We start from the raw sequence: 20,131 nt of genomic DNA on the forward strand, positions 1-20,131 counted from the left end.
GTAGCTAAAACAGAGTAGGATTAAGAGTCCTGCTCGTTTTGTTCATCCTTTTCGCTTTTAGCCGCCATTTTAAACGCCACAATAACCAACCCAAACATAGCAAACGGCAGTGCTGCCAACATGTATTCAACCACATTACTGTCTTGAAAATTTGCTTGTAGTAAAAAGTGACCTGCCACACACATCAAAATAACCACTAATAAAATGGGTAGTAACATGAGTTCTTTTTTTGATGAATGGTTTTTCATTAATTATGAGGCTATAGCTAAAAATAATGCGCCATTGTAATGAGCTTACTTAAGCTTGGCAAATACCGCAGAATTTTTTAATTAATGATATGATTAGCGTCAAACAATTGGGCAAGTGTTATTGGGAATAAAGTGAAAAGTAACTTAAAACAAGTTTACCTCGTTGGCGGTGCAGTGCGCGACAAACTGCTAAATATAAAATCAAAAGATAACGACTATGTAGTGATTGGGGAAACACCAAAAACGATGGAATCGCTTGGTTTTGTGCCAATAGGTAGTGACTTTCCGGTTTACTTACACCCAAAAACAAAAGAAGAATACGCACTAGGACGCACAGAGCGTAAAAGTGGCAAAGGCTATACTGGCTTTGTGGTTGATGCCAGCCCAACCGTTACTCTAGAAGAAGATTTAGCAAGGCGCGATTTAACCATAAATTCAATGGCGCTTGATGAACACGGTAATATTATTGACCCGTTTAATGGCCAAACTGACTTACAAAATAAAGCACTGCGCCACACCACTGAGGCATTTGTAGAAGACCCTGTTCGAGTACTGCGTATTGCCCGTTTTTTAGCGCGCTATGGCAGCGATTGGCGTATTCACCCAAGTACCTATGCATTAATGCGCGAGCTTAAAAATAAAGGTGAGCTCAATCATTTAGTACCTGAGCGCGTGTGGCTTGAAACTGAAAAAGCACTGGGTGAAAAGCACCCTGAGCTTTATTTTGAAGCACTGCAAGGTTTAGGTATTTTTCCAGAACTTGAGCGCATGGTTAATGTACCGCAACCGGCAAACCATCATCCTGAAGGGGATGTATTTGTGCATACTATGTTGGTACTTAGGCGTGCAGCCGATTTAAATTTTAACTTAGAAGCACGTTTTGCTGCACTTACCCATGATTTTGGAAAAGCGCTTAGTTTTAAAAAGTATGGAAACCTACGTGGGCACGAACGCGAAGGTGTTGCAGTTATTGAGGCGTTTTGTGAGCGCTTAAAAGTGCCAAACCGTTTTCGCGATGTTGGTGTACTCACCAGTGATAATCACACCCTTTGCCACACGATTGATCAGTTAAGGCCGCAAACCATTCACAAGCTAATAGTGACTAACCTAAATGCGTTGGTACACCCAGAACGTTTTATAGCATTTACCCAAGCATGCCAATGCGATGCACAAGGGCGTGGTGAAACACTGGTCGATAAGCCATACCCGCAAGCAACTAAACTGCGAGCAATTCATACTGAACTGCAAAAAATGGATAAGAAACAAGTAGTGCAAGATGCACTTAAAAATGGCAAAAAAGGCCCTGAAATAGGCGAAGAAGTAAAACTTGCAGAAATAAACTGCATTAAAGCATTTTTAGAACATGAGAAGCCCCAAGCGTAATAAAATTAGACTAAGTAGTGCGATACGCCTTGGTTTTTAGTCGCGTCGTGCTTTCTTAGCTCTTTGTAATTGGTGTTTTTTGGTTTTACCTCTTCAGACTTGGGCTTTTTAGAGGGCCTGTATAAGTCAAAAATAAAGTCTAGTTCTTCACGCTCTAGTGATGGTTTCATGAGTATTCCTTCAATTCAATACTTTAATATGATGTAGGGTATGGTCATTCGACTGAATAAAAAGTGAATAGTTACATTTGGAGTTGTACTAAATTGTAACCGGCGGGTTTTAAGGGATGAGAGGGGTTTATTTATTAATTTATATGGGGTTAAGATAAATTAAAGTAAATCTTTTTAACTAAAAATATACAGCTGAATTTAATTTATTACGTACTTACTATTTGCATATAATGCTGTATCTATAAATATAACGGTACAGATATAACGGTACAAATATAACGGTATAAATACAGCCCTAACCATTAGCTAACGGCAGTGTTACGGTAAACACTACACCATTACCTTGCTCGTTGTTTTGCGCGGTTACACTGCCTTTATGGTAATCGCACACCAGCCTTACAATATAAAGCCCTAACCCCAAATGTGGCTGTTGCTGCATTTGCTGGCTACGTACCGACACCATTGAATCAAAAATATGCTCAGTGAGTCCTTCAGGTAAAGCAGGACCAGTATTACTCACTGTTAATGTTGCTTTATTTTCGCTCTGCTTAAGGCTTACATTAATAGCCGTATTGGCTTTGCTGAACTCCAGCGCGTTACTAATAAGTTTATCAAGCAGCTGAGCTATAAACTCCGGTGCACCTTGCATAGGTAATTTTCTTTGGCATACATCAAGCGTAAATAACTGGTTTGGGTAAGTAAGCTGATAGCCTTGCATACAGCCATTTATTACTTTTTGTAAATCAAAAGGCTCAGACTCGTTGCTTTGAATACTCTGCTCAAGGCGAGTTGCTTCACTCATGGTGGTTATTATTTTACCTAAGCGTTCAACGCCTTCACTGGCGCGGTCGAGGTATTTTTGACTCAGCTCGTTTTGTGGCAAGCTTTGTAAGTTCTCGAGTGACGAGCGCACTACGGCAACCGGCGTGCGCAGCTCATGTGATAACCGCGATGACATGTTTTCTAAGTAATCGGTATAGCCACCAAGTCGGCTCACAATGTTTGAAAAACTACGAGACAGATCCCCAATTTCATCGTTAGCATCGCTGTAATTAATACTGCCGGTAACACGCCCTTGTGCATCAATTGCTTGTTCAGCTGTATCGCGCAGTCGCCTAATTCGGTTCGATATACGTGAGGCAAAAAAGAACAAGGTGACAGTACCAATTAGCATCACAGCTAAAATAACGTTAAAGAGTTTTTCGAGCGATTTGTTACGCAGCGTACGTACGCCGTTTGTGGTTTCCTCTGCTATTACCGCGCCAATTACTTGGTCTTGAATCCAAATAGGGTAAGCGGCCGATAAAATAACGGCTTTGCTGTCGGGAGTTAAGCGCCAAGACGATGCAGGTTGTCCTTTTAATGCTTTCGCTAAATGTGTGCCCTGCATAGAAGCTACATCGTGCAGGGTATCTAAAAACTCATTTTCGGGGCGCGTTAATATTTTATAGTAAATTGGGTGTAAGTAATTTTGCTCAAAGCGCTGCCACCAAGTTTCAGGTGCTTTGTTAGCAAGTCCATCAGCCCATACGCCATCTGCATTTTGAATAGTACCCGATTGCGCAAGTACACGATGATGGTTATCAACCACCCAAATGCGGCTACCACTGTGGCCCATACCTTTTAAAATACGGCTAATTTCTGGGGAAGGGACTAATACCGAGCCCAAATCGTTTGGGTTATTTAAGTTTGAGGTTGACATTATTTTAGGCTCGAGCAATGCCTCTTTACTATCAATGTCAACAATAGCAAAGCCAAGTTTGTTGCCCAGCATGCTAATAGGAAAGCGCAGCTCTACGTTATAACCTGATTCGGTACTTTCAAAATAGCCCTGAATTTTAGTAAAAGGGGCTTTGGTATTTGCATCAAACGCATTAATCCAGCCGTCTTGGCGCGGCGCAATAATGTAAGTATTAAACTGGCCGTCAGGCGTTTTTAAACCAATTTGTAAATAATCGTTATTGGTAATACTTAAGCTATTTTTAGCGCGATAAATAAGAGTATTGTCGGTGACTTTAAATACGGCGTATAAGTAGTTATCAAACTTGCCAACCATATGATCAAACGATAAGTCACTGGCTTGATGTTTGTTATCTGTTTTTTGTAAGTAGCGCTTGTCGTAATGCCAAAATAGCGGTTGATAGCTGTCCCAATCGTTAAGTTTACCGTCGAGCTGAATAGGGTTTTTAAGATTATAAGCGTATAAATCGCGGCCTTTTACTACTTGGTCTAAAAAGTTGGTTTGCTCGTCAAATAATGCAGGGCGCTCATGTAATGCAGTAGCAAGTGCACGAGTGGTGCCTACGAGGGTTTTTTCTTGGCCTTGGCGTAAAAACTTTTCCATTTCCCATACGTACTCGTAGCCAAGCCACGGTAGCAAAAACAAAAAACATGAAAGTAATATAAATTTACTGCGCAGACCAAATCGTAGCATTAGTGTTGTTCCCACCGATAACCCATACCATACACGGTATCTATGCAATCAAAGGTGCTATCGATTGCTATAAATTTTTTACGAATACGTTTTACGTGCGAAGTAATAGTGCTGTCGTCTACATAAATTTTTGCATCGCTCATCAAATCGTTACGGCTTTTAACATGGCCAGGTCGCTGGGCGAGTGAATGCAGCATCCAAAATTCGGTTACGGTTAAATCAACTAATTGTTGCTGCCAAAATACCTGCATACGTTGCGTGTCGAGCGTTAACTGCCCGCGTGTTATGAGGGCGTTTGCATCAGTGGGTTGTTCAAGTGCTTCCATTCGGCGAAATAGCGCACCAATACGTGCAGCCAAGTGAGCCAAGCTTATGTCTTTTGTTAGGTAGTCGTCGGCGCCCATGCGCAGGCCGCATACAGTATCTATTTCGCTATCGCGGGCGGTTAAAAAAATAATAGGCAGTGTTTTAGAAAGCGAACGCAATGTTTGGCACAGTAAAAAACCACCATCTATTTCATGGCCTAGGCCAATATCAACAATGGCTAAATCGGGCAGGGCGTTTTTAAATGCAGCTTCAGCGCTGGCGCGATCTGCAAAGCCACTTACTTGGTAGCCCTGTGCGATCAGCATTTCTATGTAGTTTTCGCGGATTGCGGGTTCATCTTCAACGATGGCTATTTTTTTCATTTTAATCATTATCCTATCGGCTCTGCTGTGCACTATATCGAAGTTTTTAAGCTAAGTAAGGTTAAAAAGGCAATTGCCATTTTTTTGCCACAATTGCTCAGCAGTTTGCCATTTTTGATCCCCTTTGCTGCCACTTGAGCTTGTTTTAATACACCCATCAAAACAAAACATCACAAATTAAAAAGTAAGTTTAAGGGTCAAATCATGAAGAAGACATTAATTGCGTTAACACTCGTTGCTAGTTTTTGTACTCCAGCAATTGCCTCAACATCTAACACGCCATCAAAAGAAGCCCATAAAGAAACGGCTATTGGTTTAGGTGCAGGCGCTATTATTGGCGGCGTAGTAGGCGGGCCAATAGGCGCGTTTATTGGGGCATTTGCCGGTGGTTTAATAGGTGATTCAAAAGTAGCTGATAACAAAATTGCAGAGCAAGAGCGTGCAATTACGGTTATGAAAGAAAAAACCAGCGATTACCAACACGTGCTTAACCACAACAATATGTTAGAGCAACAGCTAGAAGTGCTTGCCAATCAAAATGAGCAGTTAACTCAAGTTCAAATTAATAACTTATTGGCGATGACGGTGCAATTTAAAACAGGTTCAAGTGTTATTGCCCCGCATTTTGCACTGCAGTTAGACCAACTCGTTACCTTGTTAAACAACCAACCACAACTCGCACTTGATTTAAGTGGCTTTGCCGATCAGCGCGGCGATGAGCAAGCCAACCTTTTACTTTCTAAAGCGCGTGTAAATGCCGTGCAAAGCTATTTAATAAAGCACGGTGTGAGCCACAAACGTTTAAGCACGCAGGCATTTGGCGAGCAGCAAACATTGGCTAACAGCAACACGGTGGAAGATAACTTTTTTGATAGACGCGTAACGCTTACCACTCGCTCAATGAATCCAGTAAATGGCCAAACGGCGAGTAACTAAATCTAACTGAATCTAAGTAAAACAAAGCGTTCGATGGAGTGATTTTATGTTGAGTAAACCGACCAAAATGCTTACTAAAGTAAGCATTTTTATATTCATAGCGATTGTGCTGTTAGCGAGCTTCAAAAGCCATGCGCAATCACCCAAGTTAGAGCTTTTTGATAGCAATGGTGCGCCAGCAGGCCCAGCAATAATATTAAAAAGCGACGCCAATATGACCTTAACTGGCCTGATTAATAATGTTGTAGTCACGCAAACCTATCAAAACGAAAACCCGTTTGCGGTTAATGCGCGCTACGTTTTTCCATTGCCTGATGAAAGCGCCGTACATGCCATGACTATGCGTATAGGTGAGCGAGTCATTAAAGGCCAAATTGATAAAAAAGTGGAAGCCGAAAAAAAATACGAAGAAGCTAAAAAAGCAGGTAAGCAAGCGGCCCTTGTACGCCAGCAACGCGCCAATATGTTTATTACGAATGTGGCAAACATTGGTGCTGGTGAGCAAGTGATTATTGAGCTTGAGTATCAAGAGATAATTGATTACAGCAGCGGTAAATTCGCTATTAGGTTTCCTACTACCATTACACCGCGTTATCACGCGATTAGTGGTGAAGTTGAGGTGAGTACTCAAAACCAAGCGTATGTTAACTCACTCCCAACGGGATGGTTAAGCCCTGTTTACAGCATTAAAAGCAGTAATCAAAATGATAACGTACCAAGCAGCCAATTTAGCTTAAACATTGATATAGACGTAGGCTTAGAGCTGGTGGATATCAGTTCTAAATTTCACAATGTTGATGTGCAAAACACTGCGTTTGGACAATATAAAATAGCGTTAAATGAGACAAATGCAGTTAATCGCGACTTTGTACTTGAGTTTAAACCGCTGCAAAAAGAGCAAGCTCAAGCTGCATTTTTTACTCAGCAGTTTGAAAATGGTGACCGATACGGACTTGCTATGCTAATGCCACCAGGAGATCACTTTACACAAACTCAACGCTTACCTCGTGAAATGGTATTTGTAGTTGATACGTCAGGCTCTATGCACGGGCAATCTATGGAGCAAGCTAAAAAAGCGTTGTTTTATGCGCTGTCATTACTTGATAGCGACGACAGCTTTAACATTATTGGTTTTGACAACATAGTAACTCCAATGAGCGATAAACCACTTATAGCCAGTGACTTTAATTTACGCCGCGCAGAGCGATTTATTTATAGCCTAGAGGCCGACGGTGGCACTGAAATACAAGGTGCGCTTAATGCCGTACTTGATGGCAGCCAGTTTGATGGTTTTGTACGCCAAGTTGTATTTTTAACTGATGGCAGCGTAAGTAATGAAGATGCATTATTTAAAAACATTCAAAGTAAGTTAGGCGATAGCCGCTTATTTACAGTGGGTATTGGCAGCGCACCGAATAGCTTTTTTATGCGCCGAGCGGCAGATATAGGTAAAGGGTCATTCACGTTTATAGGCAGCACCAATGAGGTGCAACCTAAAATGCAGCAGTTGTTTGATAAGCTTGCACATCCGGCTATTACTAATGTGGCGCTAAGCGATGAAAGCGGTAACAACTTAGATTTTTGGCCGTCACCACTACCTGATTTATATTTTAGCGAGCCTATTATGGTCGCTATAAAACTTAATAATGCTAAAAGTGTGGTACTTGCTGGGCAAACAGCACAAGGGCCTTTAAGTATTAAATTAAGTACACAAAATAGCTCAAACGCTCAAGGTATTGCAAAACTATGGGCGCGCCAAAAAATCAAGTCATTACTTTTATACAACGAGCAAAGTGTAGTTAAAGATGAAGTACAGGAGCTTGCGCTTACTCATCAATTACTTAGCCCGTTTACTGCTTTTATAGCGATTGAACAAACTCAAATAAAAGAAGTGGCAGAGCAAACGGCGCAAGCTACTAATGCAGTACCACAAGGTATGGCAATGCGTTTACCGCAAACCGATGGGCAAAGCAGGTTAAATATATTACTAGGCTGTATTTTATTATTAGGATTTGGCGCCCTTAAAATAAACCGATCATTTAAATTAAGCAGGGCACGTAAATGAAAAAGTGGCTAAGCGCGGGTTTACTAATAGCTGGGCTTGGATTATTTGGTCACGGTGCTTATATGCAGGCAAAAGCATGGCTTGCTCAAGTATTAATTGAGCAAGCATGGCAAGAGGCGCTTAAATCACCCGGCACTAAAGTAAAGCCGTGGTATTACGCCGACAGCTACGTGACTGCAAAGCTTGATTGGCCAAGTCATAATAAAACATTAAGTGTATTGGCTGGAGCGAGTGGTCGTAATTTAGCGTTTGCGCCTAGCCAATTTTTACCTGCAGGGGAGCTGGGCGGAAAAGAATTTGGAAACGAAAAGGGCGCGCTAATAGCTGGGCATAACGACACCCACTTTGCATTTTTACAAAACGCCAAAGTGGGAGAGGCGTTTACTTTGCAGCTGCAAAGTGGGGTGATTCAAAATTATAAGGTAACGGGGATTGAGGTTATTCATCAATCCCAAAACTCATTTTTACAAACACCTGGGCTGTATTTGCTTACCTGTTACCCTTTTGATTCGCTTGCCTCGGGTACTGATTTAAGATTGCTTGTATCTGCGCAAATGTCTTCGCCTGATTCACTAAGCGGTATATCAACCACGAGTTCTTGATGGCGCTGGCTTACCATTACGCCAATAAATACCACAAATATGCTCAGCCATTGCCAAACGTTGAGCACTTCGCCCAAAATAATAGCTGACAAAATAAGTGTAAAAATAGGAATTAAATTAGAGTACGCAGCAGCGGTTAATACCGATACCTTGCTAATTGCATAGTTGTACATGCCGTAGCCGCCAAGGGTTACACACGAGCCTAAATACAAAATGCTCATGAGCGCAGTTAAGTCGTGTTGATTTTCGCTTGGTAGGTCGATAAAAAATAAAAACGGCGCAAAAAACAAGCTGCCGCTAATACCTTGCAACGCAATTAAAGTCAGGGGCGAGTAGCGATTAGCTAAATGTTTAATACTTACGGTATAAAATGCAGCGCACACCATAGCCATAAGCTCTAAAAAGTTACCTAGTAACGGATTAGGTGCTTGGTCGGTACTTGGTGAAAGAAGCGTAAGTAAAATACTGCCGCCTATACACAGCGTAAAACCGACAACAATGGCTTTACTTATATGCTCTTTAAGTAATACAAAGGCAAGCAACGCAATAATAATAGGCAAGCAAGAGACAATGACACCGGCCTGCGAGGCTGATGTGTATTCCATTGCATGGCCTTCAAATAAAAAGTATAAGCAAGGCTCAGCAAGCGACATACCCACTAAATACTTCCAGTCACCTTTTAAGTACTCAAACCGAATAACGTAGCGCCATAAACAAAGCGACAAAACTAACGTGGTGAGCATGCGTAAAAATATCACCAATGCAGGGTCGTAAATAGCAATGGCGTATTTCAGCGCAATAAAAGAGCTGCCCCATAAAAAGGTGGCAATAATTAAACATAAACTGGCAGGCATAGAGAGTAATTTACTTAATTTAATAAAATCAGATCCTAGCATGAAAATTTTTAACTTGTTCAAAAATACCGAGCTGGTATAAATTAATTCATCTTTAATTAATCAATAGTAAAAAGCACATGCAAAGGGAACAGGTAATAGTTGTAAAGCTTGGTACAAGCGTACTAACTGGCGGCACCGATAAGCTAGACAAAGCACATATGGTTGAATTAGTACGCCAATGCTGCGAGCTTAAAAAGCAGGGGCATCAGGTTATTTTAGTATCGAGCGGCGCGGTTGCTGCTGGGCGCGAACAACTATTAAAACCCTGTGGCAGAAGCTTAATTGATAAACAAATGCTTGCTGCAATTGGACAAGGTCAACTTATTCATATTTGGCAGAGCTTGTTTGCTTTATATGGGGTAAATGTAGGGCAAATGCTGCTTACTCGCGCTGATGTAGACGACAGAGAGCGCTACCTTAATGCCCGCGATACACTCAATGCGTTATTAAATTACGACGTTGTGCCCATCATTAACGAAAATGACGCAGTCGCTACCAGTGAAATAAAAGTAGGCGACAACGATAATTTATCGGCACTTGTTGCTATTTTGGCTAATGCTAATAAATTATTGCTACTTACCGATCAAGAAGGGTTATTTACCAGCGATCCTCGCACAAATGCCGATGCCACCCTCATTGGCGAAGTAACACATATAAACGATGAGCTGCGCCAACTTGCTGGTGGCAGTGGTACAAACTTAGGTACTGGCGGCATGGCAACCAAATTACAAGCAGCCGACATCGCAAGGCGTGCAGGCGTTGAAGTCATTATTGCTAAAGGCGCTGGTAAAAACGTTATTTTAAAATGTATGAGTGACGAGTTACCTGGTACACGCTTTTTAAAACTCACCGCCCCAAAAGATGGCCGTAAAAAATGGCTACTAGCTGGGCCTAAAAGTACCGGCCAAATTGTTATAGATGCAGGTGCTATTAGTGCCCTTCAAAATAAAGGTGCAAGCTTACTTGCTAAAGGCGTTACTAATGCATTTGGACGTTTTGAAAGAGGCGATTTAATTGATTTAATAGATACTAAAAATCAAGTAATTGCACGTGGCTTAACGCGTTTTAGCAGTACCGAGATAAATAAAATCAAAGGCGCACACTCAAATCAAATAGGTGAGTTACTTGAATACGATAGTGGTGCAGAAGTATTGCATCGCGACGACTTAGTATTACTTTAATACCTATTCTAAAGGATTAGTTAATAAGTATTACCTCATAACTTAGTAAATTCATGAGTATTGTCTAGACTAATAAAAGTTTAATTAGTTTAGGCAGTGTAATGAAGGCAAATAAGTGTGGGCACGAATGGATTATTAAGCTTACCCAGCAAGAGGAAGAAAGTGATTTAGATAGCGCATTAATACAAATAATTAGCGACTTGCTCGAAGTTGATAATTTTGCCATTTACGTCAATAAAAATTTTTCAGCCCCCATACCCCCTACTCTTATTAATTCAAACAGTAATTTAGAGCAATTAAGCCCAGATGAAGCATCATTGTTATTACAAAAGGTCACTCAAAATAAAATTAGGGTGAGCTATGCCTTTAGTAGCACATCAAGTTACGTGCCTATTTATCATTTTGGAAAAGTAGTCGGCACTTTATTAATAGAAACCGAGCAAGAATTACCAGAACGAATAACTATGTTAGCTGTACATATTTTAAATATTTATGCTAATCAGCTTGGGCTATTATATAAGTCGCGGTTAGATCCACTTACAGAGCTTTTAAATAGGCAAACATTTGATAAAAAAGTAATTGAGATTGTATCGGGTAACGGTTTTTTGTTACCAAGAAATGATAACAATAAAAAGCGACGTTGGTATTTAGCTATTGCCGATATCGACAACTTTAAAAATATTAATGATAACTACGGGCATGTAATTGGCGATGAGGTTATTTTACTTGTTGCACGGCTACTAAAAAATAATTTTAGAATTGAAGACTATGTATTTAGGTATGGTGGTGAAGAATTTGCAATGTTATTTCAAGCAAAAACAGAGGCTGATGCACATGTTGCACTTAACCGGTTACGCCTTAATGTTGCCCAATACCCTTTTCCACAAATTGGCCAATTAACCATTAGCATTGGTTTTTTAGAGTTAGTGAGTATTGATACTGTATCGAGTATTGTAAATCAGGCTGATTTAGCGCTTTACTACTCTAAAAATACTGGCCGTAATAGAGTTACCTCCTACAGTGAATTAGAAGTTAATAACGAACCAAAGATAGATAACAGTATTGAGCTTTTTTGATTGTAAATTTGTGCTAAAATCTGGCTCCTTAAATTGTTGTAAGCAGAGCACAGAACATGAAATTAGTTCGTTGGTTTTTAGGTTGTATAATCTTATTCTTTAATTTTGTATTTACTCCTCGCAGTAAAAAGCGTGCAAGCGACGAGCAAGCACAGCTTGATCAGCAAACCTCACAATTTAAACTGTACCAATTTAAAGCATGCCCGTTTTGTGTAAAAGTACGCCGCGCTATTAAGCGCGAAGGCTTAAACATAGAAACGCGTGATGCAAAAAATAATGAGCAATATCGTCAAGAGCTTCTTGAGCAAGGCGGCAAAGTTAAAGTGCCTTGTCTGCGTATAGAGAAAAATGGCCAAGTACAATGGCTGTATGAATCAAACGATATTATTGCTTACTTAAACAAAGTAGCTGCATAAACCACTTTTATTATCTCACTTATTTAAAGAGAATTTACCATGACAATTCGCACCCGTGTTGCCCCGTCGCCAACTGGTGACCCGCATCTTGGCACCGCTTATATCGCCTTATTTAACTACTGTTTTGCTAAACAACAAGGCGGTGAATTTGTACTTCGTATAGAAGATACAGACCAAGTACGTAGCACGCCAGAGTCTGAACTTGCGATTATGGATAGCTTACGCTGGTTAGGGCTTGAGTGGGATCATGGTCCTGATGTGGGTGGCGAATTTGGTCCTTACCGTCAATCTGAGCGTAGCGATTTATATAAAAAATACGCGCATCAGTTAGTTGACGATGGTAAAGCGTTTTACTGCTTTGCAACAAGCGAAGAGCTTGATCAAATGCGTGAAGAGCAAATGGCAGAAGGCTTGCGCCCTAAATACGACGGTCGTGGTTTAAACCATACAGATGAAGAAATTAAAGCAAACTTAGCGGCAGGCAAACCTTACGTTATACGTATGAAAATCCCAAGCGAAGGCACATTTAAGTTTAACGACTACCTACGAGATGAAATTGAGATCCCGTGGGAAAACGTAGACATGCAAGTGCTTTTAAAAGCGGATGGTTTCCCAACGTACTTTTTAGCGAACGTAGTTGATGACCACCATATGCAAATTAGTCATATTTTCCGTGGCGAAGAGTGGATTAACTCAGCACCTAAGTTATTAAAACTTTACGAAGATTTTGGTTGGGAAGCGCCAGTACTTGGTCATTTACCATTACTACGTAACCCAGATAAATCAAAGCTATCTAAGCGTAAAAATCCAACGTCTATTAACTACTATAAAGAAATGGGTTACCTACCAGAAGCCGTGCTTAACTACTTAGGTCGTATGGGTTGGTCAATGCCAGATGAGCGTGAAAAGTTCACACTTAATGAAATGATTGAAAACTTTGACATGAAGCGCGTATCGCTTGGTGGTCCAGTATTCGACGTGGATAAATTAAGCTGGTTAAACGGCATGTGGATCCGTGAAAATTTAACCGACGAGCAGTTAATTCAGCGCTTTGTTGATTGGAAGTTTAACGGTGAAATGTTAGCTAAAGTATTACCTGAGGCTAAAACGCGTATTAATACCCTTTCGGATATGGTTGAGCTGGCAGGGCACTTTGTAGGTGGTATTCCAACTTACGATCCTGCGCTATTAACAGCTGGTAAAGCAGACGAAAACGTAATACGCCAAGCACTACAATTTTTTGTATGGCAGCTAGAAGGCTTACGTAGCTTTGATAAGCCCGCTATTTTTGCAATTGCAAAAGAAGTGGCTACATTCCACGAGCTTAAAATTAAAGACTTTTTAGAGCCAATTTTTGTCGCAATTACAGGCAAAACATCAAGTACGTCAGTGCTTGATGCAATGGAAATATTAGGCTCTGACTTATCACGTGCTCGTTTACGTGTTGCACTTGCTCATTTAGGTATTTCTAAAAAGCAGGCTAAAAATATAGAGCGTGCGTACCGCGAATACCCAAGTGCATAATTACTAAACAATGTACTTTTAAAAGCCGAGCTTAGTAAAATAAGTTCGGCTTTTTTGTTTCAGGCTGTTTAGCTATATGACATCGTATTTTGATATTGTTTAGCCTAAGCATTCATAATTTACTAAATGCTACAATGCGGCATATAAACTCATAGGAGGCAGTATGATTGCACTTGTAAAAAACAAAGCCATTTTTAGCAGTAACACATTTTCGATAAACCTTGTTACTTACCCAACCAATCATAGCGTAATGAACCATATTGACCCTGTGCAGCAAGGGCGCTATTACAAGCTTAATTTTGTATTAGAGAAACCTAAAGCGGGTGGGGTATTTAAATGCTCAAAATGCATTATAAATTTATTTAATCGCGTGTATTTGTTCAGACCCGATAAGTACGAACACAGCGTATCTAAAATCGAGTCTGGAAAGCGTGTACTACTGAGCTTTGCGCTTAATATATAATTTGCACTTTTACTTATTAATAGTCGTAGGCCTGTCCGGTGCATAAAACAGATAGGTCGCAATACGATACAGACGTTTCACTACAGGAATTAATAGTAAAAGCATTCCCGCCCCTGCGCATAGCATCAGCTTTAAGTAAATCAATCGCGTTTGATTTAGAGCGATTGTAGCTTACATTATTGTTGCCCATACCGTCGCCATCACAGCTTTCACCTTCTATTCGGCCTAAAAGTGTTGCGCCACTTTCGTGTGCTTCTTGGTCGCTATAAAATTGCTGTAAATCTCTTTTATTAACGTAGGTGCCAATTTCTTGAGATAAAACACCGTTGTCTATGTCTGTATGATAGGTCATTCCTGAACAACCGGTTATTGTGGCCAGCACTGTTATTGCCGCTATAAAACGTAGCATATTTATTAGTCCTTTAATTTATTATTTAAAGTAGTAAATTACTAACAAAATCAAACGCTGGCAATGTTTGCTAACGGGTAAATTGTTAGCATTTGTAAATGTATTTAGATTTTACTGAGCATAGGGTAAGTAAACAAAAAGAAGTGAAAAACGTTCACTAACCAGTGGCATATAATAGCCCATTCTAAACGCAGCGTTTTATAAAGAATATAGCCGTATCCTAAGCCTGCAATAAATGAAACCAATACATAGTTAATTCCTCCAGCAAAATGTGCTAAAGCAAACACTGCAGCAGTCATTATTGGGGCAAGTAACGCTAGGCGAGTAGATGAGATTATTTGGCTAAGTTTGGTTTGTAATAACCCTCTAAATAAAGCCTCCTCAGCTACACAGGTAAATAAAAGATTAATAGCAATAAAGGCTAACCAAAAGTCGGGCACTTTTGGGTTAAAACTTACAAGTTCAAGTATTAAAGCCACAGTGAGCGAAGCTAAAACCGTAGCAATAATTATAAAAATGGGCTGTTTAACGTTTAATCGACTTACTTTATTAGAGTCTGCTTTTAAAGCTTTTTTATTCGAATAAAAGTAAGCACAAAGAAATAACCCCGCCATAGCTTTATCAAAATTAGCATAAAGGGTAAAAGCAATCGCATCGCTTGTAATACGCTCATCTATAACAATAGGGAGGTTATTAAAACCAGGCACCCAATGAAGTGCTAATGCCAGTGAGAAAGTTATAAAAACAGTACTTAATATAGCGCGTATTATTGCTCGCTTTGCATTTAGCGCGCAGTAGTATAAAACAACGTAAAGCCCAATGCTGAGCAGAGCATATAAATTTACATAACCTTGAAAATACGCACTTAGAACACTTAAAGCCATTAAGTAGTGCCAAAGGGGTTGCCGCATTATTGATATTTTGCAGTACGGAAAAACACATATAATTGATAGCGCTAACAAATAAAAGGTCATTGTTTTTTTATTGCTCTGTTTTATTTAGCCATTAATCTAACAGATTCGACCTCTCAATATTTTTTTTCTGGTAATATAGATAGGTTATAAGCAGTTTAAGCAGTGAACAAACTATGTTAAGTCCTTTTTTTCAGCAGCATGCTGATTATGTTTCTATCTCTCGTGAGCAGGGTTGTCGCTTCGCTAAATGCATTGCTGACGATTACAATCCACTTCATGACAAAGATGCCAAAAAGTTTTGCGCGCCAGGAGACTTACTTTTTTCATTGGTACTAGACCGCTACGGTATTAGTGAACAAATGGAATTTACTTTTGCCGGTATGGTTGATGAAAACACCAAACTTCATTTCCCTGAGGGAGCCGATGAGTTTGATGTAACCAATGGCGAAAAAGTCATTTTAAAGGTAAAGCGCAGCGGTAAAACCAGCCAATGCCCAGCACTAACTAATAGTCTAATAAAAAATTATGTTGAGTTTTCTGGTACTACCTTCCCGCATGTAATTATCCCATTAATGGGCAAGCAAGAGGTAATGATAAACCCTGCTCGTCCGATGATAATTTACGAATCAATGCTTATTAATCTTGATAACCTTGATATAACAGCGCCAATACTTGAATTTGCAGAGCCAAGCTTTGAGTACACTGGTAAGCGCGGAAAAATTACACTACGTTTTAACCTGTTAGAAAACGGCGTTAAAGTGGGCAGTGGTGAAAAGCACATGGTGGTTTCGGGTATTCGCGAATACTGCCAAGCAACAGTTGATGATTTAATTGCGTTTTACAACGAACGTAAAGCAACACTAAAGCCAGCTTAAAGCTACATAAAATTATAAAAGGCGCTAAATACAACGGTTATTTAGCGTCTTTTTTATTATTTTAGCGCTAAAGTGAAAGTGAGCAACCACGATTAAATACTTTTCTGGACTGGTTAATTTACGCAGTACAGTAATATGCGTACAATAGCGCTCTTTGTTATTTTAAAGCTAAGCCTATGTCTGCCACTACGTTCTCATCACTTAATCTCGACCCGTTATTATTAACAGCGATTGAGCAAAATAATTACACTCAACCTACCGCAATTCAGATTAAAACTATTCCGCCTATTTTAGCCGGAAGTGATGTAATGGGCAGCGCGCAAACAGGTACGGGTAAAACCGCCGCCTTTGTTTTACCTCTATTACATAAGCTTTTAAATACCCCTAAAAAGGATGAGCAAGGCCTTGCCCGCGTTGTAATTTTAACGCCAACACGTGAGCTTGCTCAGCAAGTATTTGCAAGCTTTGAAAAGTACGCACAAGGCACTAATATCAATGGCGCTTTAGCCTATGGTGGCGTAAGTATTGGCCCTCAAATAAAAGCACTTAAAACAGCGCAAGTTATAGTGGCAACACCAGGGCGTTTGCTTGATCATATAGTTAAAGGCAGTGTGGTACTTTCAAGCGTAGACTCCTTAGTGTTTGACGAAGCCGACCGCATGCTTGATATGGGCTTTATTGATGAAATTAGACGTATATTGCGACATATCCCGGGCGATCGCCAAACTTTACTATTTTCAGCTACGTTTGATGACAGCGTGTTTGAACTCAGTAAAAAGTTACTTAAAAACCCAGAACTAATTGAAGTTGATAAACGTAACTCAGCCGCGGTTGAAGTAGAGCAAGTTATTTACGCTGTAGATGAAGACCGTAAGCGCGAACTTGTATCGCACATGATTGGCATGAAAAACTGGCGCCAAGTGCTTATTTTTACTCGCACAAAACAAATGGCTGATCAGCTTGCTAAAGAAATGTGTAAAGATGGTTTAAAAACCGAATCAATCCATGGCGATAAATCGCAAGGCGCACGCGACCGTGCATTGCAAAACTTTAAAGAAGGTATTACACGCGTACTTGTTGCAACCGATGTCGCTGCGCGTGGTTTAGATATTTCTACACTTAGATACGTAATTAACTTTGAACTACCTTACATTGCCGAGGATTACGTGCACCGTATTGGCCGTACAGGTCGTGCTGGTGAACAAGGACTTGCTATGTCGCTGGTAAGTCTTGATGAGCAATGGCTGCTAGAAGAAATTGAAGTACTACTCGATACGCGTTTAACGCCGCAGTGGTTAGAAGGTTACGAGCCAGATCCTAATAAAAAGCCAAAAGATAATCGTAAAAATACTAACAAGTCGCGAAAAGATCGCGATAAAAAACGCATCACTGGTAAAAGAGAGCCAAGCAGACGTCGTAAATAATAGCTTTTACGTTGTTTTTTTGCCTATACTGGAGCTATTAAATAGCCGAGGTAAAGTTAATGTTTGAAACTGATAAATGGGCATTCTCTGGTGTTGATGGCCAAATATCTTTGCATAAATGGCAAAAAACAATGGACCTTATCACGGGGCTTTTTTCAGCCCCGTCTGGTTATATAGTTCAGGCAACAAGCAAAGGCTATCGCGTTGTTATTAGAAATAACGAAGGTGGCTCAAGCTTTGAAACCAACCCGATACTTCCCCCTCAAACTCCTCTTTTTTGTCGGCACGTCGCTGAAACTAATAATATTTTATATGTTAATGATGCAAGCAATAACTATGCATGGAACACCCTACCAGAAGTAGTTGAGGATGGCGTTGAATCCTACCTAGGCTTACCTATTCATTGGCCAGAAGGTGAAGTATTTGGCACGCTATGCTTAAAAGACACTAAAATAACTAGCTATACCGATGAATACTTTGAGCTCATAGAGCAACTACGCGATTTAATTGAAGACGACCTAGCGCTTGTTTACAGCTATGAACAAATGCGCGAAATAGCCATGTTAGACTCATTAACAGATATTTATAATCGCCGAGCACTTAACTTACTAGCTCAGCAAAAGCTTAATTTAGCACTGCGTTTGGGCTTCGACGTATGTTGCTTGTTTATAGATATAAACGACTTTAAAAAATTAAACGACACCTTTGGTCATGAAGTAGGTGACAAAGCCTTAATTATTTTGGCTGATACGCTAAAAACGCATTTAAGAGATGCCGATATAGTAGGGCGTTTAGGTGGTGATGAGTTTGTTGCAGTAATGCAATTAAGCGATAAAAGCAAAATTAACTACATTATGGATAAAATATCCTCTGAGTATACAAATGCTTTACTAAAAGAAGGTGTTTGCGATTTATCGCTCAGCATTGGTTATAGTTTTACTAATAAACAAAAGCAGCCCTTTGAAGCGCTATTAAATGATGCAGACCACGCAATGTATAAAAATAAACAAGCGTATAGACTCGCTAAAAAAGCACAATAATAAAAGTAAGTTCGTCATGACTCATGACTCATGCCACAAAAACTTGGCTGGTTTTTTCTGCGATAGGTTTTATTTTTGGTGTTATGTGCTCCTCTATGGGGTTTGCCTTAAAAAGGCTTGAGAGTAATAACCAAAAATAGCTTCAAAAATAGCTTCAATGAATAGCTTAAGCTGCAAATTTTTACTTGTACTTCTTAATTTATTTTTCAAAGTACGGACATAAAAAAGCAAGCCATGAGGCTTGCCAAGAAGGGTGTTAATTAGCTCTTACCTAGCCTTTAAGCTATTAGCTTTTCAGCAAGGTTTAATTCCATAATAGCTTTTAATAAACGGTATAAGTTAATTGATGCATCAATTTCTTCTTTACGGTTTGTTAAGCTTTCAATATTTAAGCCCAGCGGTACATCTAAATGCGCACAGCTTTTAAGTATTAAGTCGAGGTTTTCGCGGCAAATACGTACTGATTCGCTTAATGTATTGTCTGCATCAAGCATGCGCCATTTTGTTGCCTCTGGCACTGAGATACCCAACCATTGCATAAACTCTAAGGTTTTTTCGCCGCCGCACGGGGTAAACGTTAATATAATACGTTGTGGTGTAATACCCTGCGCTTTACATGTACGTGCGTAGCTAGTGATTAGCTCTATAGTCGCTTGTGCATCGTAAACAGCTTGCGATATAAAAAACTGACAACCTTGTGCTGTTTTTTCTATTAATCGTTCGTGCTCATTTCGTTTACTTGAATGGCGTTCAGCAATCGTAACGCCACCTAAAAAGAAATCATCTGATTGCTCAGCCAATGCTTTATAAGCATCTGGCAGGCTTAGCTTTATATCGCCTATCGATGATGGGCTACCTACTAAAACAACATTTTGTAAATCGTAGTCGTTTTTAGTTTCACTTAGCCAATCTTTAAATTCGCCTATGCCACGCTGCGCCACACTTTTATAAGTAATCACATCTTGTGCAGATAAATTACGAAGTAAATGGCTGTATTCACGCGGATCAACGGTTTGTTTAAACGCAAATGGGCGGTCTTGGTTAGTTCGGCTGCTTTCGTCTTGAATGTCGTAAATTATCACGCCGTCGTATTCAATTTCGTGTAAGCGACCTAATAGCTTTTCTGCAATGGTTTTTAATTGCGCTTTATCGGTGCCAATTTTAGGCGGGGTAGTACCAATAAGATAAACACCTTGATTGGTGTCCACTATCTTCTCTTTTAGTGATAAAGCCATAATCCTCATTCCAGCTAAGTTTGTTTTGATGGATTTAATATAGCAGCCATTTAGACGTCTAGATAGATTTATTTAATGAAAGTTTTTCAATTAACATGATGTTTATTCATAGTGCTTGTTCCCATAATTTATAATTGACACAGTTGTTTAC

At 39.9% G+C, this 20,131-nt stretch carries 20 protein-coding genes; 12 read left to right on the forward strand and 8 right to left on the reverse strand.

Annotation, left to right across the window (positions count from 1 at the left end):
• Positions 1–20 precede the first annotated feature (20 nt).
• On the reverse strand, positions 21–248 hold the full coding sequence (locus tag H5160_RS10525; protein WP_007581571.1) for a hypothetical protein: 228 nt from the start codon (positions 246–248) through the stop codon (positions 21–23).
• Between the two features lie 132 nt (positions 249–380).
• Between H5160_RS10525 and H5160_RS10530 the strand changes: the two genes are divergently transcribed.
• Entirely contained in the window at positions 381–1,631 is a 1,251-nt protein-coding gene (locus H5160_RS10530; protein ID WP_182737409.1) for a multifunctional CCA addition/repair protein, read from the forward strand.
• A gap of 5 nt (positions 1,632–1,636) precedes the next feature.
• Here H5160_RS10530 and H5160_RS10535 read toward each other — a convergent pair whose 3' ends face one another.
• From H5160_RS10535 to pdsR, 3 genes are all read right to left on the reverse strand, one after another.
• A complete protein-coding gene (locus H5160_RS10535; RefSeq protein ID WP_182196201.1) occupies positions 1,637–1,801 on the reverse strand; it encodes a hypothetical protein in 165 nt (54 codons plus the stop codon).
• A 295-nt stretch (positions 1,802–2,096) separates the two neighbouring features.
• Positions 2,097–4,235 (reverse strand): proteobacterial dedicated sortase system histidine kinase, encoded by a 2,139-nt coding sequence (gene pdsS, locus H5160_RS10540; protein ID WP_182737411.1) that lies wholly within the window; start codon positions 4,233–4,235, stop codon positions 2,097–2,099.
• Complete coding sequence (pdsR, locus tag H5160_RS10545) at positions 4,235–4,924, reverse strand: proteobacterial dedicated sortase system response regulator (RefSeq protein ID WP_182737412.1); 690 nt, start codon at positions 4,922–4,924, stop codon at positions 4,235–4,237. Before pdsR ends, pdsS begins: the two co-directional genes overlap by 1 nt.
• Before the next feature lie 204 nt (positions 4,925–5,128).
• Between pdsR and pdsO the strand changes: the two genes are divergently transcribed.
• From pdsO to H5160_RS10560, 3 genes are read left to right on the forward strand one after another with little or no spacing between them, the layout of a single operon-like run.
• Entirely contained in the window at positions 5,129–5,860 is a 732-nt protein-coding gene (gene pdsO / locus H5160_RS10550) for a sortase-associated OmpA-like protein PdsO (protein ID WP_007377011.1), read from the forward strand.
• Between the two features lie 46 nt (positions 5,861–5,906).
• Positions 5,907–7,925 carry a marine proteobacterial sortase target protein gene (locus H5160_RS10555; RefSeq protein WP_182737413.1) on the forward strand — a complete coding sequence of 673 codons (2,019 nt, stop codon included), beginning with the start codon at positions 5,907–5,909 and terminating at the stop codon, positions 7,923–7,925.
• Positions 7,922–8,527, forward strand: a complete 606-nt coding sequence (locus H5160_RS10560; RefSeq protein ID WP_182673329.1) for a class GN sortase — start codon at positions 7,922–7,924, stop codon at positions 8,525–8,527. The genes H5160_RS10555 and H5160_RS10560 overlap by 4 nt, the downstream gene beginning before the upstream one ends.
• Here the strand turns inward: H5160_RS10560 and H5160_RS10565 are convergent.
• Positions 8,422–9,381 carry a DMT family transporter gene (locus H5160_RS10565; protein ID WP_024597327.1) on the reverse strand — a complete coding sequence of 320 codons (960 nt, stop codon included), beginning with the start codon at positions 9,379–9,381 and terminating at the stop codon, positions 8,422–8,424. The two genes, H5160_RS10560 and H5160_RS10565, sit on opposite strands and share 106 nt — an antisense overlap.
• A gap of 119 nt (positions 9,382–9,500) precedes the next feature.
• Here H5160_RS10565 and proB point away from each other — a divergent pair, with 119 nt between their 5' ends.
• The 5 genes from proB to H5160_RS10590 all read left to right on the forward strand — a co-directional run bounded on the left by proB (position 9,501) and on the right by H5160_RS10590 (position 14,083).
• Entirely contained in the window at positions 9,501–10,604 is a 1,104-nt protein-coding gene (gene proB / locus H5160_RS10570; RefSeq protein WP_182737415.1) for a glutamate 5-kinase, read from the forward strand.
• Between the two features lie 101 nt (positions 10,605–10,705).
• Positions 10,706–11,680 carry a GGDEF domain-containing protein gene (locus H5160_RS10575; protein ID WP_182711493.1) on the forward strand — a complete coding sequence of 325 codons (975 nt, stop codon included), beginning with the start codon at positions 10,706–10,708 and terminating at the stop codon, positions 11,678–11,680.
• A 56-nt stretch (positions 11,681–11,736) separates the two neighbouring features.
• Positions 11,737–12,096, forward strand: coding sequence for a glutaredoxin domain-containing protein (locus tag H5160_RS10580; protein ID WP_002961611.1), 360 nt, complete (start codon positions 11,737–11,739; stop codon positions 12,094–12,096).
• 39 nt (positions 12,097–12,135) lie between these two features.
• Positions 12,136–13,620 (forward strand): glutamate--tRNA ligase, encoded by a 1,485-nt coding sequence (gene gltX, locus H5160_RS10585; RefSeq protein ID WP_002961608.1) that lies wholly within the window; start codon positions 12,136–12,138, stop codon positions 13,618–13,620.
• A gap of 163 nt (positions 13,621–13,783) precedes the next feature.
• Positions 13,784–14,083, forward strand: coding sequence for a 2OG-Fe(II) oxygenase (locus H5160_RS10590; RefSeq protein ID WP_154903479.1), 300 nt, complete (start codon positions 13,784–13,786; stop codon positions 14,081–14,083).
• 16 nt (positions 14,084–14,099) lie between these two features.
• Here H5160_RS10590 and H5160_RS10595 read toward each other — a convergent pair whose 3' ends face one another.
• The gene (locus H5160_RS10595) at positions 14,100–14,492 is read right to left on the reverse strand and encodes a hypothetical protein (RefSeq protein WP_154903480.1); all 393 of its coding nucleotides are present in this window, start codon (positions 14,490–14,492) and stop codon (positions 14,100–14,102) included.
• Between the two features lie 104 nt (positions 14,493–14,596).
• A complete protein-coding gene (locus H5160_RS10600; RefSeq protein WP_259417026.1) occupies positions 14,597–15,376 on the reverse strand; it encodes a CPBP family intramembrane glutamic endopeptidase in 780 nt (259 codons plus the stop codon).
• Between the two features lie 203 nt (positions 15,377–15,579).
• Between H5160_RS10600 and H5160_RS10605 the strand changes: the two genes are divergently transcribed.
• The 3 genes from H5160_RS10605 (at position 15,580) to H5160_RS10615 (ending at position 18,745) form a co-directional block, all read left to right on the forward strand.
• Complete coding sequence (locus tag H5160_RS10605) at positions 15,580–16,281, forward strand: DUF3581 domain-containing protein (protein WP_182737417.1); 702 nt, start codon at positions 15,580–15,582, stop codon at positions 16,279–16,281.
• A 176-nt stretch (positions 16,282–16,457) separates the two neighbouring features.
• Positions 16,458–17,705 (forward strand): DEAD/DEAH box helicase, encoded by a 1,248-nt coding sequence (locus tag H5160_RS10610; RefSeq protein WP_007581604.1) that lies wholly within the window; start codon positions 16,458–16,460, stop codon positions 17,703–17,705.
• A 59-nt stretch (positions 17,706–17,764) separates the two neighbouring features.
• Positions 17,765–18,745 carry a sensor domain-containing diguanylate cyclase gene (locus tag H5160_RS10615; RefSeq protein WP_182737419.1) on the forward strand — a complete coding sequence of 327 codons (981 nt, stop codon included), beginning with the start codon at positions 17,765–17,767 and terminating at the stop codon, positions 18,743–18,745.
• A gap of 278 nt (positions 18,746–19,023) precedes the next feature.
• Here H5160_RS10615 and H5160_RS10620 read toward each other — a convergent pair whose 3' ends face one another.
• Positions 19,024–19,980, reverse strand: a complete 957-nt coding sequence (locus tag H5160_RS10620; RefSeq protein ID WP_182737420.1) for a methylenetetrahydrofolate reductase — start codon at positions 19,978–19,980, stop codon at positions 19,024–19,026.
• Between the last annotated feature and the right edge of the window lie 151 nt (positions 19,981–20,131).

Origin of the sequence: Pseudoalteromonas sp. SG43-4 (genome assembly GCF_014164325.1) — a bacterium.
In the GTDB taxonomy this organism is placed as follows: Bacteria; Pseudomonadota; Gammaproteobacteria; order Enterobacterales; family Alteromonadaceae; genus Pseudoalteromonas; species Pseudoalteromonas distincta.